A 19,767-nucleotide genomic window follows, 5' to 3' on the forward strand; every position below is an offset into this window, starting at 1 on the left:
AGTGCTATTGCAACTTTAACTGCATTAAGTACTCAACCAAGGCTTCGATATCATTTTCGTTCAAGCCTAATTCACTGGCTGAGGGCATGTAGTTTCCTTCTTTAACCTCTTCAGGATTTTCAATCCAACGCGCTAGATTCTCTTCATTATTTTGCAAAATGCCTGCAATTTTCTCCCGATCCCCAATGCCAGCTAAGTTGGGATATGGAGACTTGGTCACACCGTCAGTGGCATGGCAAGCAATACAGGATTGTTCAAACACAGCACGTCCTTGTTCTGCCAGCACTGTTTTGGGTGTGTCATCATAATTGGTCATGGTTGCTACCCATTGTTCAAACTCCTCCGGCTCCACAGCAATCACTTTAAAGTCCATCAAGGCGTGCGACGGACCACAAAGTTCTGCACATTTACCGTGATACACACCAGGCTCGTCGGCCTGTAGCCACATGTTATTGGTCAGTCCCGGGTTTGTGTCTGTTTTACCTCCCAAGCTGGGAACCCAGAAAGAATGAATCACATCCTTGGACGTTAATTCAAAATAAACACGCTGGCCGGTCGGAATATAAATATCCTGGGCAGTGACAATACCTTGTTCCGGATATTCCACTTCCCACCAGTATTGATGGGCGGTCACCTTGATTAACAATGCATCGCCTTCCTCTTCTTCTGAGTAGGTTTCAGCAAGGGTAAACGTGGTGACAACCGTCGGTATGGCCAAAATAATAAGTAAAATAATCGGAATGACAGTCCAGATAATCTCCAGTGTATGGCTCCCTTCCACTTGCTCGGGATAGCCCTTTTGACCGGGGCGTTGTCTAAACTTGACCAAAACATAGACATAAATGATCATGACCACAGCAATCACAACGATCATAATGTAAAGGCTGAGCTTAATCAAAGACAACTGTTTCTCAGCCACCGGGCCGGCCGGATCCAATGCAGACAGATATGGCTTGCCACAACCTGTTAAAACGAGTGCGAGCACTAAAAATAAAAATAGTGTTCGCCACATGCTACGACTCATTAATTCATCAACCCCACTTTCTTTCTCTTTTGTCATTGTCTGCCATTTACCCACTTTTAACGCTGGCTTCCGGAGCAGCATGTTGAAGCGTGGCAAAACGGCTTTTGATTCCTATTATTTCATCATTCAAGCTCAGATACATAATAGCACACCGACTACCCACCGACAAGTTTTTCACAATTTTGTCATATCTCTATATGATGAACTTCATTGAAAACAGCCGGGGATTAAATAACCCCCAGCTTTTTGCCCACTTTTTCAAAGGCGTCCAAGGCCTGCTCAAGTTCCCTTTTAGAGTGACTGGCAGTGACAATGGTCCGGATACGGGCGCTCCCTTTGGGGACAGTTGGATAAACAATACCTTGGGCAAATATGCCTGCTTCAAACAGTTCATCGGAGAAGCGCATACATTTTGCGCCGTCGCCGATGATCACTGGAGTAATCGGGGTTTCACTGTTTCCGGTGTCAAACCCAAGTTGCTGTAAACTGTTTTTAAAAAACTTGGTGTTGTCCCACAAGCGGTCAATAAGCTCCGGTTCTTCGAGTAAAACTTCAATTGCTGCCAGACAGGCGGCTGTGACGGCAGGTGGATGTGAGGTGCTGAATAAAAATGGGCGCGCCCGGTGAATGAGGTAGTCCCGCACCGTCTGAGTGCTGGCCACATATCCCCCTAAAACCCCGATCGCCTTGCTAAGGGTTCCTACTTGAATATGTACCCGTCCATGTAAATTAAAGTGATCCACTGTCCCTCTGCCATTCTTGCCCAACACGCCACTGGCATGGGCATCATCAACCATCACTAAGGCGTCATATTTTTCGCACAAATCCACAATATCAGGCAGTGGCGCAATATTGCCGTCCATACTAAACACACCGTCCGTGACCACAAGGCGGACACGACAGCTTTGGGTCTCCTGCAATGCTTGTTCCAGATCATTCATATCGCAATGTTTATAAATACGGCGCTTAGCTTTCGTTAAGCGGATGCCGTCGATAATGGATGCATGATTCAATTCATCGCTAATGACAACATCTTGATCAGTCAACATGGAGGATAAGACATTTTCCATTCATCATCAGTTCAAAGCCTTGTTCAAATTGATCCAGAGGAAAACGATGGGTGATAATCTCTTCCACATTCACGCGGCCCGACTGCAATAAGCCAGCTGTCTGATACCAGGTTTCATACATGAGACGCCCTGTAATGCCATGAACCTGGATCCCTTTAAACACAATATCGTTGGTTATATCCAGTTCAACGTTTCTGGTGGGCAGTCCCAGCATGGAGACCCGTCCTCCATTCGTAACCATTCTGAATCCCTGCTTAATAGCTACGGGATGGCCGCTCATTTCCAAGACCACATCCACTCCGGCATGATCAGTTAATTCCATTATTTTTTGTACAGGGTCTTCTTTTACACTGTTGATGAGGGCTGATGCCCCTGCTTTTTCAGCAATCTGCAGGCGGTAATCATTAACATCAAGAGCATAAACCTGTGCCGCCCCGCATGCTTTAGCCACTGCAACAGCCATAAGCCCGATTGGGCCGCAGCCGACCACAGCAACCGTTTTTCCGGCCACGGGACCTGATAACACAGTTTGGACAGCATTACCAAGCGGCTCCTGAATGGAAGCAATGTGAAAGGGAAGGGCAGGATCATTCTTCCATACATTGGCCGCTGGCAAGGCAACATATTCCGCGAAGCACCCTGTTGTATCTACGCCAATAATCTTTGTTTGTTGGCATATATGTGCTTTTCCTGTTCTGCATTGGGGGCATGTGCCACAGACTATATGTGTCTCTGCCGAAACTTGATCCCCTACCTTCACATGCTGAACTTGGCTGCCTACCTCCACAACGGTGCCAGCAAATTCATGACCAAAAACATAAGGGGGGTGTACTCTGCTTTCTGCCCAAGCATCCCAAGCATAAATATGTACATCTGTCCCACAAACAGAAGTGGCTTCAACTTTGATTAATACTTCATTCTCCTTAATGCTGGGAATATCCACTTCTTCCAGTCTTGCCCCCGGGCCGGGCCGGTCTTTCACAATCGCTTTCATCTTTCCATTCACCGCGTACATCTCCTTTCAACCGCTTACATAATACAAATGCTATTGCAATAGGATTATATCACTGAACGACAGGAGATGTAAAACACATTGTCCATTCTAGGTGTATATTCGCGGGAACAGGGAACCTCAGAAACTTACGACAGTGAAAGGGAAAGACCTTTGTACGCAGCAGTGATTGTTCCTGTAAAAAACGACTGAGCTTCTTCCACATACTGTTGGGGATCAACAGTAGGATAAAAATGGGTCAAAACCAAGTGTTTTGCGTGCAGCCGCTCAGCAACCACAGCCGCTTCTTTGGCGGAAAGATGCTTAATTCCCGTCCTTTTATTCTCTTCTAAAAATGAAGCCTCCAAAATCAAAACGTCTGGCTGGGAAGGAAGTTGGCTCCAATCCGTGTCAGGACCACTATCTGCTCCATAAACCAGGCAGAATTGTCCATCCGTCACGCTCCAGCCAAAACATGGCCCCTGATGGTCAGTTTGAAAGAAGCGGAAACGGGAGCGGCCCAGCTCTAACTCTTCGCCCTGGGCAATATCCACAGCTACACTAACGTCCTTATAAGCCCTGCATCTGGCTTTAACCTCAGGAAGTGACGGCCCATAAATCACGAGTGAATGGGAACGGAAGCCCTTCAACAAGGACATATAAGCAGCGTATTGAAAAATTCCCACATCGGCTACATGGTCATGGTGGTAATGGGACAGAATGATCGCATCCACTTGTGCCGGGTGAATCCAGGGTTGGATGTGGCTGGCTACCCCACTGCCGCAATCAAACAGGATGCGCGTTCCGCTGCCATCTTCGAACAGGTAACCTGGTGTGGCTTGACCGGGGGCGGGAAACGGAGAATAACAACCAATGACTGTTAATTTCACACTTTCTACCTCCTGTTACGATCCTCTTTGACTCATGACCACTTGAACCGTAAAAAAGGGGGAAGGTTACCCTTCCCCCTTTTACCTTATTCTTTCACATCTATTTTTTACATAAACTCCTGAACCAGCTGATTAAACTTTTCTTCATTCAAATGCAATGGCTGATGAGCCAGCGGTTCTTTCTTAAATCCTTTTAGACGCTCTTCATAAGACGGTTTTTCAAGATCTTGATAGATCAGCCCGGTAACCAAGCCGTTGTGTTCCATCAAGACTTGCATGGCTTGCAGCCGGTTGTGAGGATCATAACCCTCGATAGCAGACAGATCAGTCAAGTTTTCTTTATACCAATCGTAAGTGTTGACTTTGTTGTAAGTGACGCAAGGACTAAACACATTGATCAAAGCAAACCCTTTATGTTTGATGCCCTGTTCAATTAATGAGGTTAGACCTTTCAGGTCACTAGAAAAGCCCTGGGCCACAAACGTAGCACCTGCTGTTAATGCTGCTTCAAGAATGGCAATGGGCGATTCGATTTGCCCTTCAGGCGTGCTTTTCGTTTTGAAGCCAACCTGGGAGCGGGGAGATGTCTGCCCTTTGGTTAAGCCATAGATGTGGTTATCCATGACAATATAGGTGATATCAATATTACGGCGAATGGCATGGAGGGTATGACCCAAACCAATAGCATAGCCGTCTCCGTCTCCACCTGCTGCTATCACCGTCAAATCGCGGTTGGCTAGTTTCAATCCTTGGGCAATAGGCAGCGCTCTTCCGTGCACGCCGTGAAATCCGTTGGAATTGATATATCCTGAGATACGGCCTGAGCAGCCAATACCAGCAACGATAGCCAAATCTTCAGGTTCCAATCCCACATTAGCAGCAGCACGCTGCAGGGCAGCCTGAACGGAAAAATCGCCGCAGCCAGGGCACCAGTTTGGTTTAACCTTGTTGCGGAAATCTTTGAAAGTAGCCATGTTCATAACAGCTCCTTTAGTCCTTTTTCAATTTCGTGGGGCAAGAACGGGTTACCATCATATTTATTTAATTGACGAATCTTTTCAGCATATCCTACGTTCAGTCTAACCAGATTGGCCAACTGTCCTGTCGCATTATTCTCAACGACCAGGACTTGCTTGGCTTTTTCGAGGTAAGGTTTTAATTCTTCAGCGGGGAATGGGTGCAACAAGCGGACATGCACGTGGTTTATGTTGTGCCCTTCCGCTTCCAGACGCTCTTTTGCTTCCTTAATCGCTCCCACAGTTGAACCCATTCCCAGGACGAGAATCTCGGGATGCTCATATTTGGCATCCATCGTTAAAGGTTTATAAAATTTAAGGTTTTTTAATTTGCGCAGACGTTTATCCATTTGTAATTTGCGATTGACAGCATCTTCTGACGGACGGCCGTTTTCCCCGTGTTCCACTCCAGTGGCATGGACCAAACCGTTTTTGGTGCCGGGAAGCACCCGGGGAGAGATGCCATCCTCGGTCACTTCATAACGTTTAAACAACTCGTCTTCTTGTTTAGGCACTTCATCGAGCAACTTGCCGCGGCGGATTTCAATCCGGCTGTAATCAAAAGGATCAACCGTTTGTTTGCCCAGAGATAATTGCAGATCTGAAGCGATAATAACCGGGCATTGCAACTCTTCTGCAATATTGAAAGCTTCTACAGTATCATAAAATGCTTCTTCTGCCGTACTTGGTGCAATGACCACTTTAGGTATTTCACCATGGGTACCATAAATCAAAGCATTGATGTCACTTTGTTCCTGCTTAGTCGGCAAACCTGTACTGGGGCCGCCTCGCTGTGTATCGACAATGACCACCGGTGTTTCGGTCATTCCAGCCAGACCGATACCTTCCATCATCAAGGAGAGGCCCGGTCCTGCTGAAGCTGTCATAGCTCTTACACCACCAAAGTTAGCACCAATGGCCATGGTAATGGCTGCAATTTCGTCTTCTGTTTGTACCACCGTTCCACCCAGGTCAGGTAACTTCTTAATTAGATATTCCATAATTTCAGAAGCAGGGGTGATGGGATAGGCTGCCATGATGCGGCAACCAGCCGCAATGGCCCCAAGGGCAATAGCATCATTACCAATCATAAACATGCGTTTTTTGCCATCCCCCGGCTCCAGCCGCAGGTTCTCCAGCTCTCCTCCTGCCTGCTCGCTAAACACTTCATAGCCTTTATTTAAGGCTTGAATATTCATGTCAATAATTTTGTCGCCTTTACGTTTGAAAATTTCTCTAACCACATCATGAAACGCTTCAATGTTAATCCCTAGTGCGGAAGCCGAAGCACCAACAGCAACCATATTTTTCATTAATGAGCTGCCTAATTCATCCGCGATTTGGGTAAAAGGGACAGAGTACAAAGTCCCATGGGCTCCATCTGGCAGCTTGGGATTAAACTTGCTGTCCGCAATCACAATGCCGTGTTCAGCCAGCTCGTGAATATTTAGGTCAATCGTTTCCTGATCAAAGGCAACCAGGACATCCAAATCGTCTGAAATGGCACGGATCGGCTTGGTGCTGACCCTGATTTTGTTGTTCGTGTGTCCCCCTTTGATACGAGATGAAAAATGGCGATAACCATACAAATGATAACCCATGCGTTTGAGGGCAACAGCGAAAATTTCCCCTGTACTTTCAATTCCCTCTCCCTGTTGCCCGCCAACTTTCCACGAAAGTTGATTCATCATGACTATTTCCACTCCTTCTACCCTTACCATCATTATCGACACTGTATTTATAAGCAATAAAAATAAATATTATAGAAAAATAGAAAACTGCTTGGAAAACTACTTTTTAAACTTTTACAATTGTAGACTTATCGGCCTAAAATTGCAACCCTTTTCATTTAAAAAAAGGCCGATTTTCATCTGTTGATTTTCATCTATTATTATTGTAACGTATTTTTTTTATTATTGTAACGTATTTTTTTAAATTGCTCTATACTCTTGATTCATCCTTTTTTCAGTCGCAATTAGATTTAAATGAGCATGGTTTTTTTAGAAAAACCACTATCTGAAAACAGAAACCTGCCTGCCCTAAAAGGCAGACAGGTCCCCACAGGATTATCTAGGTTCCACAATCAGTTTAATCGCCGTCCGTTCTTCTCCATCAATCAAAATATCAGTAAAAGCAGGAATGCAAATGAGATCAATACCACTTGGTGCTACAAATCCTCTTGCAATTGCTACGGCTTTTACCGCTTGGTTAAGTGCACCGGCACCAATCGCCTGAATTTCAGCGGAGCCACGTTCTCTCAACACACCAGCAAGTGCACCAGCTACAGAATTAGGGTTAGATTTTGCTGAAACTTTTAACACTTCCATGATTTGTTCCTCCTCATTTAGTGTGATGTTTGATATCACTTCTAAATACTATTCGCGATGGCCGGTAATAATTCCTGCTTTTGGACTTAAAAATTCTAAATTTTTTTCCTTTTGGTTGTTGCTATTGATCAGAATTGAAGGGATGGTCATCATCAATCCGGATCCGCACAATATCAAGCCCTCTTCCCGTTTCACTGTCGATGGTAATCAATACGGCATTCAATTGGACAGGACCTTGTTTTAAAACCTCGAAGCGGGCGGGTAATGCGGTCAAAAACCGGTATAAAACCGCTTCTTTTTTCATGCCCAGAATACCATTGCGGGGACCTGTCATGCCTACATCTGTTATGTAAGCGGTTTGCTTAGGCAACAGGCGCTCATCGGCTGTCTGGACATGGGTATGGGTGCCTACCACTGCGGACACTCTTCCGTCCAAGTACCATCCCATCGCTTCCTTTTCACTTGTGGCCTCAGCATGAAAATCTACGAAAATAATGGGTGTTTCTTTTTTAACCAGATCAATTAATTCATCAGCTTTTCGGAACGGACAATCAATGGCTGGTAAAAAAGTGCGTCCTTGAAGATTGATCACCGCTATTTTGTGCTGGTTTACATTTAGAATTGTATATCCTCTTCCCGGAGCTCCCTCCGGAAAGTTTGCGGGGCGAATCACATTGGTGGCTTGCTCCAAGAAGTCTCCTGTATCTTTTTGATCCCAAGTATGATTACCCAGTGTAATGACCTGGGCCCCAACTTCAAATAATTGCTTGGCAATTTTTTCTGTAATCCCCTTTCCGCCCGCTGCATTCTCACCGTTAACAATTGTAACGGTTGGCTGGTATTTAGCTTTAAGCTTTGGCAAGTACTTATTAACCATGTCCCTGCCGGGCGAACCAACAATATCGCCAATAAACAAAACCTTCATGGATTCCCTCCTTTATTACTTTAATTTTATTATATTTTAGCAGTCGAGTCGAAAAAAATATTTTAGCAGTCGAAAAAATAAAGTGGCACTTAGGCCACTTTATTTTTTTACCCTCTGCTTTATTTTGCATATTCCACCGCTCGCGTTTCACGGATGACAGTGACCTTGATATGGCCGGGATAATCCAGTTCAGCCTCAATTTTTTTACTGATTTCCCGGGCCAGCTGATAAGCTTCAAGGTCGTCAACCATATCTGGTTTAACCAATATCCGTACTTCACGGCCAGCTTGAATCGCGTAAGATTTCTCTACACCCTCAAATGATTCAGTAATTTCCTCTAATTTTTCCAGACGTTTAAGGTATGTTTCCAGTGTTTCACGCCGTGCTCCTGGCCGTGCAGCAGAAAGGGCGTCAGCAGCCCCAACTAAGGCGGCAATGACCGAAGCGGGCTCCACATCTCCGTGGTGGGAAGCAATCCCGTCAATCACCACTTCAGGTTCATTGTACTTTTTGGCCAATTCAATACCAATCTCCACATGACTGCCTTCCACTTCATGGTCGATGGCTTTACCAATATCATGCAACAAGCCAGCCCGCTTAGCCAGGTTCACATCTTCCCCTAACTCAGCAGCCATCAGGCCCGTTAAGAAGGCCACTTCCATGGAGTGTTTAAGCACATTTTGGCCATAGCTTGTTCTAAAGTGCAAACGTCCCAGGATTTTAATAAGGTCAGGATGAAGACCATGAACACCCGTTTCAAAGGTGGCTTGTTCGCCGTAGTTACGGATACGTTCATCCACCTCACGGCGTGCTTTTTCCACCATCTCTTCTATTCGTGCCGGATGGATGCGTCCATCAGCAACCAATTTCTCCAGTGCCGTTTTGGCAATCTCTCGACGAATCGGATCAAAGCCTGACAAAATAACCGCTTCAGGCGTATCATCAATAATCAGATCAATACCCGTCAATGTTTCCAACGTCCGGATGTTACGTCCCTCACGGCCGATAATCCGGCCCTTCATTTCATCGTTAGGCAGATTGACAACCGATACCGTTGTCTCTGCCACATGATCGGCAGCACAACGCTGTATGGCTAATGATAAAATTTTCCTGGCTTTTTTCTCTGCCTCCTCTTTTGCTTGTGTTTCAATCTCTTTCGCTAACATGGCGGCTTCATGCCGGACTTCTTTCTCCACATTGGAGAGAATAATCTGTTTGGCTTCCTCATGACTCAAATTAGCGATGCGTTCCAGCTCTGCCTGCTGTTCTTTATATAATGCTTCTACTTTGCTTTCCATCTCTTCAACTTGCCGTTGCCTTTGGCTGAGGGATTCTTCTTTTTGCTCCAGAGCATTTAATTTGCGGTCCAGCGCTTCTTCTTTGTGGATGATCCGGCGCTCTTGTTGTTGAATTTCTTGTCGGCGCAGTTTAAACTCTTCCTCCGCTTCCGAGCGAATCTTAAACGCTTCATCTTTCGCTTCCAAGATTGTTTCTTTCTTTAACCTTTCGGCTTCCTTTTTAGCGTCATCTATGATTTGCTCAGCAGCTGATTCGGCACTTTTAATTTTTGCCTCAGCAATCGATTTGCGAATCAAGTACCCAGCACCTACACCGACAGCAACTGAGACCAGCAAAATGGAGATGCCTGGGAGCAAGGAAATCGTTATCGTCATCATTTCACCTCCTCTTGCACTCATTGCTGGCTCGGTGACTCCCTCTCATACGGTTACGTCCATCCATGCACCATGTTTTTGGCAAAAAAAAGAAAAAAGCTCTCTGTCAACTATGTTTGTCTGGCTGTGCACACAATAAATGTGCATTATAATTGTATATTTGTCCCAACATCATGTCAAGTTGATGGGTCCGGCTAACAATCTTCCTGTTCCTCATCTACAAGGTGTTTACAGACCCTTTCAATCACATGTGACGGATATCCCCTCCGGCTAAGGTAAGTGAATAGTTTGTATTTCCGTAATTTTGGATCTGAACTGTCATACTTTTTCGCCCGTTTTTTGGCCAGAGTAAAACAGGCCTCATACTCAGCTTCCTGATCCATCTGCTCTAATGCCCGCTGGATAACAGACTCTTCAATTCCTTTTTCTTTCAATTCCTGACGGAGAAGATAGCGCCCTTTATGTTTGGTTTTCACCCGTTCCTCTATCCATTGCCAAGCAAAGGCTTCATCATCCAGGTAACCTTCATTGATCCACTTTTGTACTACTTCTTCTATCAGCTCCTGGTCAAACCCTTTCTGCTGGAGATAACTTCTCATTTCGAACGTTGTACGGGGACGATAGCTGAGCAAGCGCAAACCAGCATGTTCAATCTTTTTTTTCTCTTCCTCCCTTAGAATCTCCTGTAAGTCGGCCTGATTGACTTGCTTGCCTTTGAGCAGCCGTTTATCCACCAGAACGTCTTCATGAACCGAAAAAGCATATTCATCATTAAGATAAACATCATAGCGGTGAGCATCACGGCCATGCTGTTTAATTTTCGTTATTTTCCTGCTCATCACGATCACCTTTTTTCTTGTGGTGATTAAACAAAGAGAAGGGGGAGATTCCCCCTTCCAAACGTCATGAGTCTAAGTCAAGGGTCAATTCTTCCTTTACCTCTTGATTTTGGTTCTCAGGATAGGTGACAGCTTCCAGTCCAAAGTGTTGCCTGATTTTATTTTCGATTTCCAAACACAGGTCCGGATGTTCCACTAAGTATTGCTTGGCATTCTCGCGGCCCTGTCCTAATCGTTGATCATTATAAGAATACCAGGCCCCGCTTTTCTGAATAATATCCAGATCTGAAGCCATGTCCAGCACGCTGCCTTCACGGGAAATGCCCTCACCGTACATAATATCCACATCGCATGACTTGAAAGGCGGGGCCACTTTGTTTTTGACCACTTTGATTTTGGTCTTGTTACCGATCAGATCGTTCCCTTGTTTAATCGTCTCTGCTCTGCGCACGTCAAGGCGAATGCTGGCATAGAACTTTAAGGCACGCCCACCGGGAGTGGTTTCCGGGTTGCCAAACATCACGCCAACTTTTTCACGAATCTGGTTAATGAAGATGGCAATCGTTTTTGATTTGCTGATGGCTCCGGAAAGTTTGCGCAGAGCTTGGGACATAAGCCGGGCTTGCAAACCCACATGGGAATCTCCCATTTCCCCTTCGATCTCAGCTTTGGGAACCAGTGCTGCCACTGAGTCGATGACAATAATGTCAATAGCACCGCTGCGCACGAGAGCTTCAGCAATTTCCAAAGCTTGTTCCCCTGTATCAGGCTGAGACAGGAGCAACTCATCAATGTTAACCCCTAGGTTTTTGGCATATTGGGGGTCAAGGGCATGTTCAGCATCAATAAATGCAGCTTGTCCTCCCATTTTTTGGGCTTCGGCAATGGCATGCAAAGCCACCGTTGTCTTACCTGACGACTCAGGCCCATATATTTCTACAATCCGCCCCCGCGGATAGCCGCCTACACCTAAAGCAATATCCAAAGCAAGTGACCCGCTGGAAATAGTGGAGACTTGATTGTTAACGGCCGCCTCCCCCAATTTCATAATCGATCCTTTTCCAAACTGTTTCTCAATTTGACGCAAAGCCATGTCTAAGGCTGCCCGACGATCAGACATCATTCATCCAACTCTCCCTTGTCTTTAAATTTAAAATCCGTATGATTTCAACAGAGCTATGTATACCGAATATTCTCTTTAACAATTATCATACCCTCTTTTTGTCCATTTGCCAATAGCAAAATCGAACATTTATTCCCTCTTGAGACCATCTCAACCAGATTGGTTCCCTACCAGTTCTTTAACGGTTCTGATCAGGTAAAACAAAGCTAATTTAGCTGCCCGCGTTTGAACGGTGTGACGCAAGCCTCCCACATTCACTTTATAAACCCTTGTCTTATGTTCACCGGCCACACCGATAAACACCAGCCCCACCGGTTTTCCTTCCTGTTGCTCAGGGCCAGCTACGCCAGTAACTGACACTCCCAAGTCAGTTTTAAATTTTTTGCGCACCTCTTCAGCCAAAATTCGTGCCGTTCTTTCACTAATCGCGCCATCTTGGCCCAAAACTTCAGGAGGAACACCCAGCTCGCCCATTTTCACATCATTGGCATAGCAAACGATGCCCCCGGGAAACACCTGACTGGCTCCGCTTACCCGGGTGATAGAATGGCATACCAGTCCCCCGGTACAACTTTCCGCGGCAGCCACAGTAAGGTTGTTGTGATGCAACTGGCGGACAAGCACTTCTTCCAGTGTCTCCTCATCCCAGCCATACTGGTACTTCCCCACCCGCGCCTGGATTTCACGGATCAGACTGGCCATCTTCTGCTCCGCATCGGCTTTGCTTTTGGCGAAACTGGTGAGCCTTAAGGTTACTTCCCCTTCTTTGGCTAGCGGGGCAATGGTGGGATTGGTCTGGTTATTAATAAGATCTAAAAGCCGACTTTCGAGTGCTGACTCACCAATTCCGCAAAATCGCATCACTTTAGAGTGAACCACGTGTTGGTCAGGCGAAAGCTCTACAAGGTATGGACGGGCATATTTAAAGTACATCGGCTTCAGTTCGCCCGGCGGACCTGGGAACAGCAAATAATGAACCCCCTCATGTTTAACGGCCATTCCTGGGGCCAACCCGGTCTCATTGGGAAAGACACGGGCCCCATCAATAATCAGGGCCTGGCGCTTGTTATTCTCAGTCATCGGCACCTGTCTGGCTTCAAAAAAACGTTGAATCCTCTTCAGGGCTTGTGGCTCAAGCTTTAAGGAGCGTCCCACATGACGGGCCACCACCTCTTTGGTTAAATCATCCTTGGTCGGTCCCAGCCCCCCGGTTAAAAGCACCAGATCAGAGCGGGAATGGGCAATAGCCAGCTGTGCAGCCAAACGGTCGGGGTTGTCACCTACAACAGAATGAAAGTAAACAGAAATGCCCAGGGCATTTAGTTGTTCAGACAAAAACTGGGCGTTAGTATTGACGATTTGTCCCAACAGCAGCTCCGTACCAACCGCAATAATCTCCGCCTTCACACTTCCACTCCTCACATCTTAGTGGTTGACCCTCATTAAGTGTAAAAAAGACAAGGTGCCTGCCTCAACCTTGTCCGTGACTTTCATATCGACCTTTTAAATTGGATCACTTTTCGATTTTTAACAAAGTAATCAACTCCTGACCAAATCGTGACGATGACAGCCACCCACATGGCAAACGGCGCAAAGGGAATGCCAACGAGACTAAACGGAAAATTATTCAGCATAACAGCCACGATGGCAACAATTTGAGTCAGTGTTTTTAACTTGGCCAACGGGCTGGCTTCAATCACATGGCCCTCTGCTACCGCCACCAGCCGCAATCCTGTAACAGCAAACTCACGGCTGATAATCACGATGGCCATCCACCCTTCAATACTGCCTCGGTCCACCAAGGAAATTAAGGCTGCCGTAATCAATAATTTATCGGCTAAAGGATCTAAAAACTTGCCAAAATTAGTCACCATTTTCTTTTTGCGGGCAATATACCCGTCCAGGCCATCGGTACTGGCTGCAATAATAAAGACAACAGTGGCGATGATTTCAGAATATGTAATGGACACACCGGCAAAGGTGACCGAACCAAGGTCAAAGTGAATGAGCAAGAACAGCATGACGACTGGAACCAGAAAAACCCTGGCCAATGTAATTTTATTCGCTAGATTCATGCAGTTTTCCTCCAAGTCATCAAGGGCGGTGATGTAGGAAACGTCACTTGGTCACAGGACTTCAAGATACTGATATCAGTATAATATATGGGATATAGCATGTCAAAATACGGCAACATGTTTTAAAGAAAAAAAGAGCCATATTGGGGTTAGCAACATGGCTAAATAGTTTTACTCCGCCGGATTAAAGTTAATCACAATATGATGAACCTGGGACAGACCGGAGAGATCAACAGGCTGGTCATTAATATATAATTGTGCCCCAGGGGTATTGCCAAAGTGGAATCTTACTTGTTCGTAACTGGAAAGATCCCACTCCTTACTTGACCCTTGTGTCAGTAATAACTGATCTATTTCCTGACCAGCTGCTTCATCGTTTAAGCTATACCAAACATCCCCGTTTGCTGCCTCCAAGCGGACCACCATCTCTGTGGCATTCTCATATGTATAGTAAGTCCGGTTACCTTCTGTTTCCCCCCTTGTTAATACAGGCTCAAGGAACGCATTTTCTGCTTGTTGGACGGGCTCATTTTCAGACTGGTTTTCTTTACCGTTTTGTCCATTGGTTTCGGTTGCTCCTCCATTTTGTTCCTCTTCGCTCACCACTTCCCCGTCACTATCCACTCCGGGAGCATCATCCAGTGGTGCGCCTGCTTCAGGATTGATAAAGTTCACAGCAGAGATGTAGATCACAAACCCAATTAACAGTAAAAAGGCATAAAAAAGGAGATTGGAAACCCACTTTCCTCCTGCGGTTGAAGATGGCCTTCGGGTTCTGCGGCTCTTACGCTGGGGCGTCTGGACCAATTCTGTCGGAGTTTGGGGCACACGCGGAAGTTCATGGGAAAATTGCTCCAGCACCTGCTCAGGATTAAGCCCCAGTGCTTCGGCATAACTTTTGATGAACGCTCGGGCATAAAAAGCTCCGGGCAAAGCGTTGTACTCTCCTTTTTCAATGGCCTCCAGGTACCGCTTGCGAATCTTTGTCACTTCCTGGATTTCCTCCAGGGTCATCTTCTTCTCTTTCCGTGTCTCTTTCAGGTAGCGACCCAGTTCTGACAAAAGAGTCACCTCCAATCACTGTTAAAATTTGAAATCTGGGGGTCAATATCATAGGGCATCTCTTCGTTTTCATAGTTGCGCAACTCAATAATGAAGTCAAAATCCTCCAAACTGTATTCGGTGTAACGCACAAAAATATCGGGGTGTTCCACCACCTTAGTTGCATCCAGCCGCAAAACTTCCCTGAGCAGCGTCTGATGTTGTTCAGGCGCCCGTGTAGTGGAAACAATGCCATCAATAATAAAAACATGATCAGGTGAGAGCTCATCATCAGCCATTTGACTGCGAATGGTTTGTTTTAACAAGGTGGACGAAACAAAGGACCACCGTTTGTTGGCACAAACACTGGAGGCGACAATAGATTCCGTTTTGCCTACTCTCGGTCTTCCTCTGATCCCGATGAGTTGATGACCCTCTTTTTTGAAAATTTCAGCCAGGAAATCAACCAAGAGCCCTATCTCGTCACGGACAAAACGAAACGTTTTTTTATCATCGGCATCACGAGAGATGTAACGGCCGTGGCGAACGGCCAAACGGTCACGTAAGTGGGGATGGCGTAGTTTCGTAATGGAGATGTTATTGACCCTTTCTAACAGACTTCTTAACAACTCAATACGCTCGTCATCATCACTTTCCAAAATCATCCCCCGCCGGTTTAAGTCTACACCGTTAATGGTAATGATATTAATCTTTAGCATGCCTAACAGGGAGGAAATATCACCAAGCAACCCGGGGCGGTTTTCATGAATCAGATACTCCAAATACCATTCTTTTTTCTCTGGTTTCTCATCAGCCACACTGATCAACCCTTCCAGCATTTTCAATGTACTACTAATGTACTATCGACACTATTCTACACAATGAGAAGAGTTCCTGCTACTTTAGTTGAAAAATTTTTGGATAAAATGACAAACAGATAAACGCCCTTTCTGGCGAAAGAGCGTTTATGCTGAGTCTCAACTTGGTTTCTTGCAGTTAGTGCGTCGTGCCTTCATTTTGGACAAGTTTGACCATCAATTGAGCAAGGACCTTTTGTTCTTCTTCACTGCTCGCATCCCACAATGCTTTGAGCAAACGTTCCTCAGCGTTCTTAGGCTCCACTTCAGCAGACAAATAGTCCCCGATGCGGTAAGCCATTTCATTGATAACTTCCTGGGTCATCCCACCTTGCTGCGCCGCTTCCAAGCGGTCACCCAAAAAGTCTTTCCATTGCTCAAAATTATCTAAAATAGACATGTTTTACCTCCTCGCCATCAACATGGTAATGAGTGGGGATTCATCTTTTAATATGGTTATATGGAAGGGGAATTATTCATCAAATCAGGTAAGCCACCCTCCGTTCACCCGTAAAATATCCCCGGTGATATAACTGCTTTCATCCTGAATCAAAAAGTGGATGGCGTGGGCCACCTCATCAGGAAAACCCAATCGTCCGGCTGGTATTTCCTCGGTGAGTGCTTGTTTTTCCTCTGGTGTATACCCTTTCAGCATGGGGGTGTCAATGGCGCCAGGGGAGACAGCATTCACCGTAATGCCAGATGGAGCCACCTCCTTGGCCAAAGCTTTGGTCAAAGCATTCAAACCACCTTTAACCATGGAGTACAGGGTCTCACATGAACCGCCAGTCTCTCCCCAAATCGAAGTGACATAAACGATGCGCCCCCATTGATTAGCGATCATAGACGGCAACAGACGCTGGGTCAGTTTAAACGGTGAAGTGAGATGCAATTGGATCATCCGCTGATAATCCTCATCCCTTATCTCCGTAAACAAAGCAACATGAGCCAAACCGGCATTGTGGATCAAAATATCCGGCTTTCTAACCAAACCTTGGAGCAAGCAGTCCACGCCCTGGGGATGACTTAAATCAGCGCGGTGAATATAAACGTCTATGCCATATTTGGCAGCCAGCTTTTCTTGTAACTCGGCTGCCGCTTCATGGTTGTTGTAGTAATGGAGAAGCAAGTGGTAGCCGTTTGCCGCAAGTTTGACCGCCGTCGCCCGGCCAATTCCGCCTGTTGCACCTGTAATCAGTGCTACTTTGGCCAATGTTGTTCTCTCCCTTTCCTGTTGGCCTGTTTTTCATCCAGCCGGTCAATAAATGTTGTTACTTGACGATGCACACCGCAAACTGGTCCTCATGAATATGTTCAGCCAGACGCTCTTCAATATCTTCAAACCGCAGGGATTCCAAAACCGGAATAATGTCAAACAAATCGATATGATTAAATTTGTAGCGGGTAAATTGAGTGGCAATAAATTCAGGTGAATTCAACGCTTTTAAGAAATGCCCGATTTTCTTCTTGCGGTTCCGTTCAAAATCAGCCTTACTCAACCCTTTCATCTGAACTTCAGCTATTACCTCTTGCACCCTTTCCAGCAGTTTATCTGGATCTTTGGAATTCCCCCCGATGATGGAGAAACCGTACTTCTGTTCCAGGTTATAGTCAATGCCAAATGATTCATCGATTAATCCCTCTTCCATCAGCTGTTCATAGACACTGGAGGTGGGACCGATGATCATTTCCAATAAAATATGGGTGGACAACTCCTGTTTTAACATCGCCTTGCCTTCAAGGTCCACATTCGTTTCTTTATAACCCATGCTGATTTTAGGCATATCCACATTCAACTCAATCTCATGCCGCTTTTTAGCCACTGGAGCTGGTTCTTTTTCGAACAAACGTTTAATCTCCCGGGCAGGTTGAAACGATTTCTGGGCTTGATTTTCTTTTACCAGAGCAAAAATATCGTCAGGCTGGACATTTCCAACGACGAACAACAACATATTGCTGGGATGATAGAAGGTTTCGTAACAAATATAGAGCAGCTCTTTGTTAATTTGGCGGATGGAGTCCACCGTACCGGCAATGTCAATTTTGACGGGTAAGCGGTGATAAAGGGCCTCAATAAAGCCAAAATAAACACGCCAGTCAGGATTGTCCTGATACATGCGGATTTCTTGTTCAATGATGCCCTTTTCTTTCTCCACATTTTGATCGGTAAAATACGGATGTTGAACAAAGTCCAAAAGCGTGGTCAAATTCTTGTGTACATGATCTGTGCAAGAGAAAAGATAAGCAGTCATATCAAAACTGGTAAAAGCGTTGGCCTGGGCTCCATACTGGCTAAACTTGTGAAAGACATCCCCTTCTTCTTCTTCAAACATTTTGTGCTCCAAAAAATGGGCAATACCATCCGGCACCTTCACTTCTTCTCCTGTGTGGGAAATAAAGTGATTATCAATGGAACCAAACTTGGTTGTAAAGGTGGCATAAGTTTTATTAAAACCCTGTTTGGGCAGGACGTACACTTCTAGCCCGTTCGGCAGCTGTTCATAATGGAGTGTCTCCTGCAGCTGGTCAAACACAAGTTTTTGCGCACTCATGACTGGTCCCCCGTTTCTTCAGAAGTTAAAAAGTAAATGGTATCAACCTGCACTTTTTGAGCTGCGTGTTGAATGTCTTCTTTGCTGACCTTTTGGATGGCTGCGATTAACTCCTCGCTGCTGCGCTTCAGGCCGCCCACAATCCCATGGAAAAAGTAATCCATCAACTGAAACGGCTGGTCATTGGCTTCTTTAATCTGGTTAATGAGCATGGCTTTGGTTTGATTTAATTCCTCCTCCGTAATCCGTCCGGATGCTGTTTGGTGCAGCTGTTCTTTTATGATCTGAACCGTTTTGTCATAATGCTTAAAGTCAATGCCAGACATAATCATCATAAATCCTTTATGACTTTCAATATTGGAGGTGACATAATAAGCCAGAGACTCTTTTTCCCTCACATGGCGGAAAAGTTTAGAGTGGGAAAATCCTCCGAACAGGCCGTTGAACACTAAGAGGGCAATATAATCGTCATCTCCATACGCCGTTTGCGTTCGGCAGCCAATATGCAACTTGCCTTGTGCAACTTTTGTTTTTTCAACCACTCTACGCTCTTCGGCAACACGATAGCGGACAGAAGGCCTGGGAATATCAATAAGGCCGGTGCGCGGCAGCTTGAAATGTTTGTCAACCATTTCCAGTAAATAATCCTTATGTACATCACCCACAATGAACAAATCAACCGGATGCGTGTTTAAAACCCGCTGATAAAACTGATACAAAGTTCCGGGGGTAATGTGCTCCAATTGGTCTTTGGAACCATAGGGATAGAGCCGGTATGGTTCTGTTTTAAACATTTCCTCTATGCACCGTTTATTCGCATATTTGATTTTGTCATCCTTCACTTGGCTTAATTTCCGCTCCAATAAATCTTTCTCCAGTTCAACATGGCGGTTGTGGAACACCCCGTTTTCCAGGCGGGGGTTGATGATGAGTTCACTTAACAATTGAATTCCCTTTTCAAACAGGGGTTCCCGGTCGCTTAAAAATTTCTCGTTAGCCAGCTGGAGCCTGAATATCATGACTTGCTCTTCTCCACGTTTGACCACATCAGTGGATAAGGTAGCCCCGTATAAATCATCAAGAGCCTGGCGGATACGCTGAGCCGTCGGATACTTTTCAGTTCCCCTTTTTAAAACTGAGGGCAGTAAAGCCACTTTGGTATGATCCTCTTCAGTTAAGGGCTGGCGGATGTAAAGTGAAATAAAATTGGTTTTATATTTGGGTGTGGAAATGAAATGAACCGGAATCTGGTTAATCCGGGTGGATTGAAACTGGTCTGTCATCGATATGGTCTCCTTTCCGTCAAGGATACTTTTCTTATAGTGTATTCATCTCTAAACACCGCCATCCACACTAACAAGCCT

General features: G+C 45.6%; 18 protein-coding genes and 1 pseudogene. All 19 read right to left on the bottom strand.

The genetic code is table 11. The annotated features are described in order from the left end of the window. Window positions 1–4: 4 nt before the first annotated feature. The gene (coxB, locus tag IEW48_RS01320; protein ID WP_188622253.1) at window positions 5–1,024 is read right to left on the bottom strand and encodes a cytochrome c oxidase subunit II; all 1,020 of its coding nucleotides are present in this window, start codon (window positions 1,022–1,024) and stop codon (window positions 5–7) included. A gap of 227 nt (window positions 1,025–1,251) precedes the next feature. Further along, window positions 1,252–2,085, bottom strand: a pseudogene (locus IEW48_RS01325) (aminotransferase class I/II-fold pyridoxal phosphate-dependent enzyme); the annotation flags it as partial. Then, complete coding sequence (gene tdh, locus IEW48_RS01330) at window positions 2,063–3,100, bottom strand: L-threonine 3-dehydrogenase (RefSeq protein WP_188622255.1); 1,038 nt, start codon at window positions 3,098–3,100, stop codon at window positions 2,063–2,065. The pseudogene IEW48_RS01325 and the gene tdh, both read right to left, overlap by 23 nt. A 134-nt stretch (window positions 3,101–3,234) precedes the next feature. Then, a complete protein-coding gene (locus tag IEW48_RS01335; protein WP_188622256.1) occupies window positions 3,235–3,975 on the bottom strand; it encodes an MBL fold metallo-hydrolase in 741 nt (246 codons plus the stop codon). Window positions 3,976–4,082: 107 nt separating this feature from the next. Next, window positions 4,083–4,949, bottom strand: coding sequence for a 2-oxoacid:ferredoxin oxidoreductase subunit beta (locus IEW48_RS01340; protein ID WP_188622257.1), 867 nt, complete (start codon window positions 4,947–4,949; stop codon window positions 4,083–4,085). Between the two features lie 2 nt (window positions 4,950–4,951). Next, the gene (locus IEW48_RS01345; RefSeq protein ID WP_188622258.1) at window positions 4,952–6,682 is read right to left on the bottom strand and encodes a 2-oxoacid:acceptor oxidoreductase subunit alpha; all 1,731 of its coding nucleotides are present in this window, start codon (window positions 6,680–6,682) and stop codon (window positions 4,952–4,954) included. Between the two features lie 375 nt (window positions 6,683–7,057). After that, window positions 7,058–7,318: a stage V sporulation protein SpoVS gene (gene spoVS / locus IEW48_RS01350; protein ID WP_007505960.1), complete on the bottom strand. Its 261-nt coding sequence runs from the start codon at window positions 7,316–7,318 to the stop codon at window positions 7,058–7,060. Between the two features lie 121 nt (window positions 7,319–7,439). Continuing rightward, a complete protein-coding gene (locus IEW48_RS01355) occupies window positions 7,440–8,243 on the bottom strand; it encodes a TIGR00282 family metallophosphoesterase (RefSeq protein WP_188622259.1) in 804 nt (267 codons plus the stop codon). Between the two features lie 119 nt (window positions 8,244–8,362). Beyond that, window positions 8,363–9,916 carry a ribonuclease Y gene (gene rny / locus IEW48_RS01360; RefSeq protein WP_188622260.1) on the bottom strand — a complete coding sequence of 518 codons (1,554 nt, stop codon included), beginning with the start codon at window positions 9,914–9,916 and terminating at the stop codon, window positions 8,363–8,365. A 194-nt stretch (window positions 9,917–10,110) separates the two neighbouring features. Next, window positions 10,111–10,755: a RecX family transcriptional regulator gene (locus tag IEW48_RS01365; protein ID WP_188622261.1), complete on the bottom strand. Its 645-nt coding sequence runs from the start codon at window positions 10,753–10,755 to the stop codon at window positions 10,111–10,113. Window positions 10,756–10,819: 64 nt separating this feature from the next. After that, the gene (gene recA / locus IEW48_RS01370) at window positions 10,820–11,875 is read right to left on the bottom strand and encodes a recombinase RecA (protein WP_042685965.1); all 1,056 of its coding nucleotides are present in this window, start codon (window positions 11,873–11,875) and stop codon (window positions 10,820–10,822) included. Window positions 11,876–12,028: 153 nt separating this feature from the next. Next, on the bottom strand, window positions 12,029–13,285 hold the full coding sequence (locus IEW48_RS01375) for a competence/damage-inducible protein A (protein WP_188622262.1): 1,257 nt from the start codon (window positions 13,283–13,285) through the stop codon (window positions 12,029–12,031). Window positions 13,286–13,368: 83 nt separating this feature from the next. Next, window positions 13,369–13,953, bottom strand: coding sequence for a CDP-diacylglycerol--glycerol-3-phosphate 3-phosphatidyltransferase (pgsA, locus tag IEW48_RS01380; RefSeq protein WP_188622263.1), 585 nt, complete (start codon window positions 13,951–13,953; stop codon window positions 13,369–13,371). A 171-nt stretch (window positions 13,954–14,124) separates the two neighbouring features. Continuing rightward, on the bottom strand, window positions 14,125–15,015 hold the full coding sequence (locus IEW48_RS01385) for a helix-turn-helix domain-containing protein (protein ID WP_188622264.1): 891 nt from the start codon (window positions 15,013–15,015) through the stop codon (window positions 14,125–14,127). 5 nt (window positions 15,016–15,020) lie between these two features. Further along, window positions 15,021–15,833, bottom strand: coding sequence for a DUF3388 domain-containing protein (locus tag IEW48_RS01390; protein ID WP_188622265.1), 813 nt, complete (start codon window positions 15,831–15,833; stop codon window positions 15,021–15,023). 157 nt (window positions 15,834–15,990) lie between these two features. Beyond that, window positions 15,991–16,251, bottom strand: coding sequence for a DUF3243 domain-containing protein (locus IEW48_RS01395; protein WP_188622266.1), 261 nt, complete (start codon window positions 16,249–16,251; stop codon window positions 15,991–15,993). Window positions 16,252–16,335: 84 nt separating this feature from the next. After that, the gene (gene ymfI / locus IEW48_RS01400) at window positions 16,336–17,064 is read right to left on the bottom strand and encodes an elongation factor P 5-aminopentanone reductase (RefSeq protein ID WP_188622267.1); all 729 of its coding nucleotides are present in this window, start codon (window positions 17,062–17,064) and stop codon (window positions 16,336–16,338) included. Window positions 17,065–17,122: 58 nt separating this feature from the next. Further along, window positions 17,123–18,403 (bottom strand): EF-P 5-aminopentanol modification-associated protein YfmH, encoded by a 1,281-nt coding sequence (gene yfmH / locus IEW48_RS01405; RefSeq protein WP_007505971.1) that lies wholly within the window; start codon window positions 18,401–18,403, stop codon window positions 17,123–17,125. Beyond that, window positions 18,400–19,686 (bottom strand): EF-P 5-aminopentanol modification-associated protein YfmF, encoded by a 1,287-nt coding sequence (gene yfmF, locus IEW48_RS01410; protein WP_188622268.1) that lies wholly within the window; start codon window positions 19,684–19,686, stop codon window positions 18,400–18,402. The genes yfmH and yfmF overlap by 4 nt, the downstream gene beginning before the upstream one ends. Window positions 19,687–19,767: the final 81 nt, after the last annotated feature.

This window comes from Caldalkalibacillus thermarum, from assembly GCF_014644735.1.
Lineage (GTDB): Bacteria > Bacillota > Bacilli > Caldalkalibacillales > Caldalkalibacillaceae > Caldalkalibacillus > Caldalkalibacillus thermarum.

Excerpts from the sequence above, each read along its gene's own strand:
- coxB (WP_188622253.1), bottom strand. The coding sequence starts at position 1,024 with ATGAGTCGTAGCATGTGGCGAACACTATTTTTATTTTTAGTGCTCGCA.
- IEW48_RS01340 (WP_188622257.1), bottom strand. The coding sequence starts at position 4,949 with ATGGCTACTTTCAAAGATTTCCGCAACAAGGTTAAACCAAACTGGTGC.
- IEW48_RS01345 (WP_188622258.1), bottom strand. The coding sequence starts at position 6,682 with ATGATGAATCAACTTTCGTGGAAAGTTGGCGGGCAACAGGGAGAGGGA.
- spoVS (WP_007505960.1), bottom strand. The coding sequence starts at position 7,318 with ATGGAAGTGTTAAAAGTTTCAGCAAAATCTAACCCTAATTCTGTAGCT.
- IEW48_RS01355 (WP_188622259.1), bottom strand. The coding sequence starts at position 8,243 with ATGAAGGTTTTGTTTATTGGCGATATTGTTGGTTCGCCCGGCAGGGAC.
- rny (WP_188622260.1), bottom strand. The coding sequence starts at position 9,916 with ATGACGATAACGATTTCCTTGCTCCCAGGCATCTCCATTTTGCTGGTC.
- IEW48_RS01365 (WP_188622261.1), bottom strand. The coding sequence starts at position 10,755 with ATGAGCAGGAAAATAACGAAAATTAAACAGCATGGCCGTGATGCTCAC.
- recA (WP_042685965.1), bottom strand. The coding sequence starts at position 11,875 with ATGTCTGATCGTCGGGCAGCCTTAGACATGGCTTTGCGTCAAATTGAG.
- pgsA (WP_188622263.1), bottom strand. The coding sequence starts at position 13,953 with ATGAATCTAGCGAATAAAATTACATTGGCCAGGGTTTTTCTGGTTCCA.
- IEW48_RS01390 (WP_188622265.1), bottom strand. The coding sequence starts at position 15,833 with ATGCTGGAAGGGTTGATCAGTGTGGCTGATGAGAAACCAGAGAAAAAA.
- IEW48_RS01395 (WP_188622266.1), bottom strand. The coding sequence starts at position 16,251 with ATGTCTATTTTAGATAATTTTGAGCAATGGAAAGACTTTTTGGGTGAC.
- yfmH (WP_007505971.1), bottom strand. The coding sequence starts at position 18,403 with ATGAGTGCGCAAAAACTTGTGTTTGACCAGCTGCAGGAGACACTCCAT.
- yfmF (WP_188622268.1), bottom strand. The coding sequence starts at position 19,686 with ATGACAGACCAGTTTCAATCCACCCGGATTAACCAGATTCCGGTTCAT.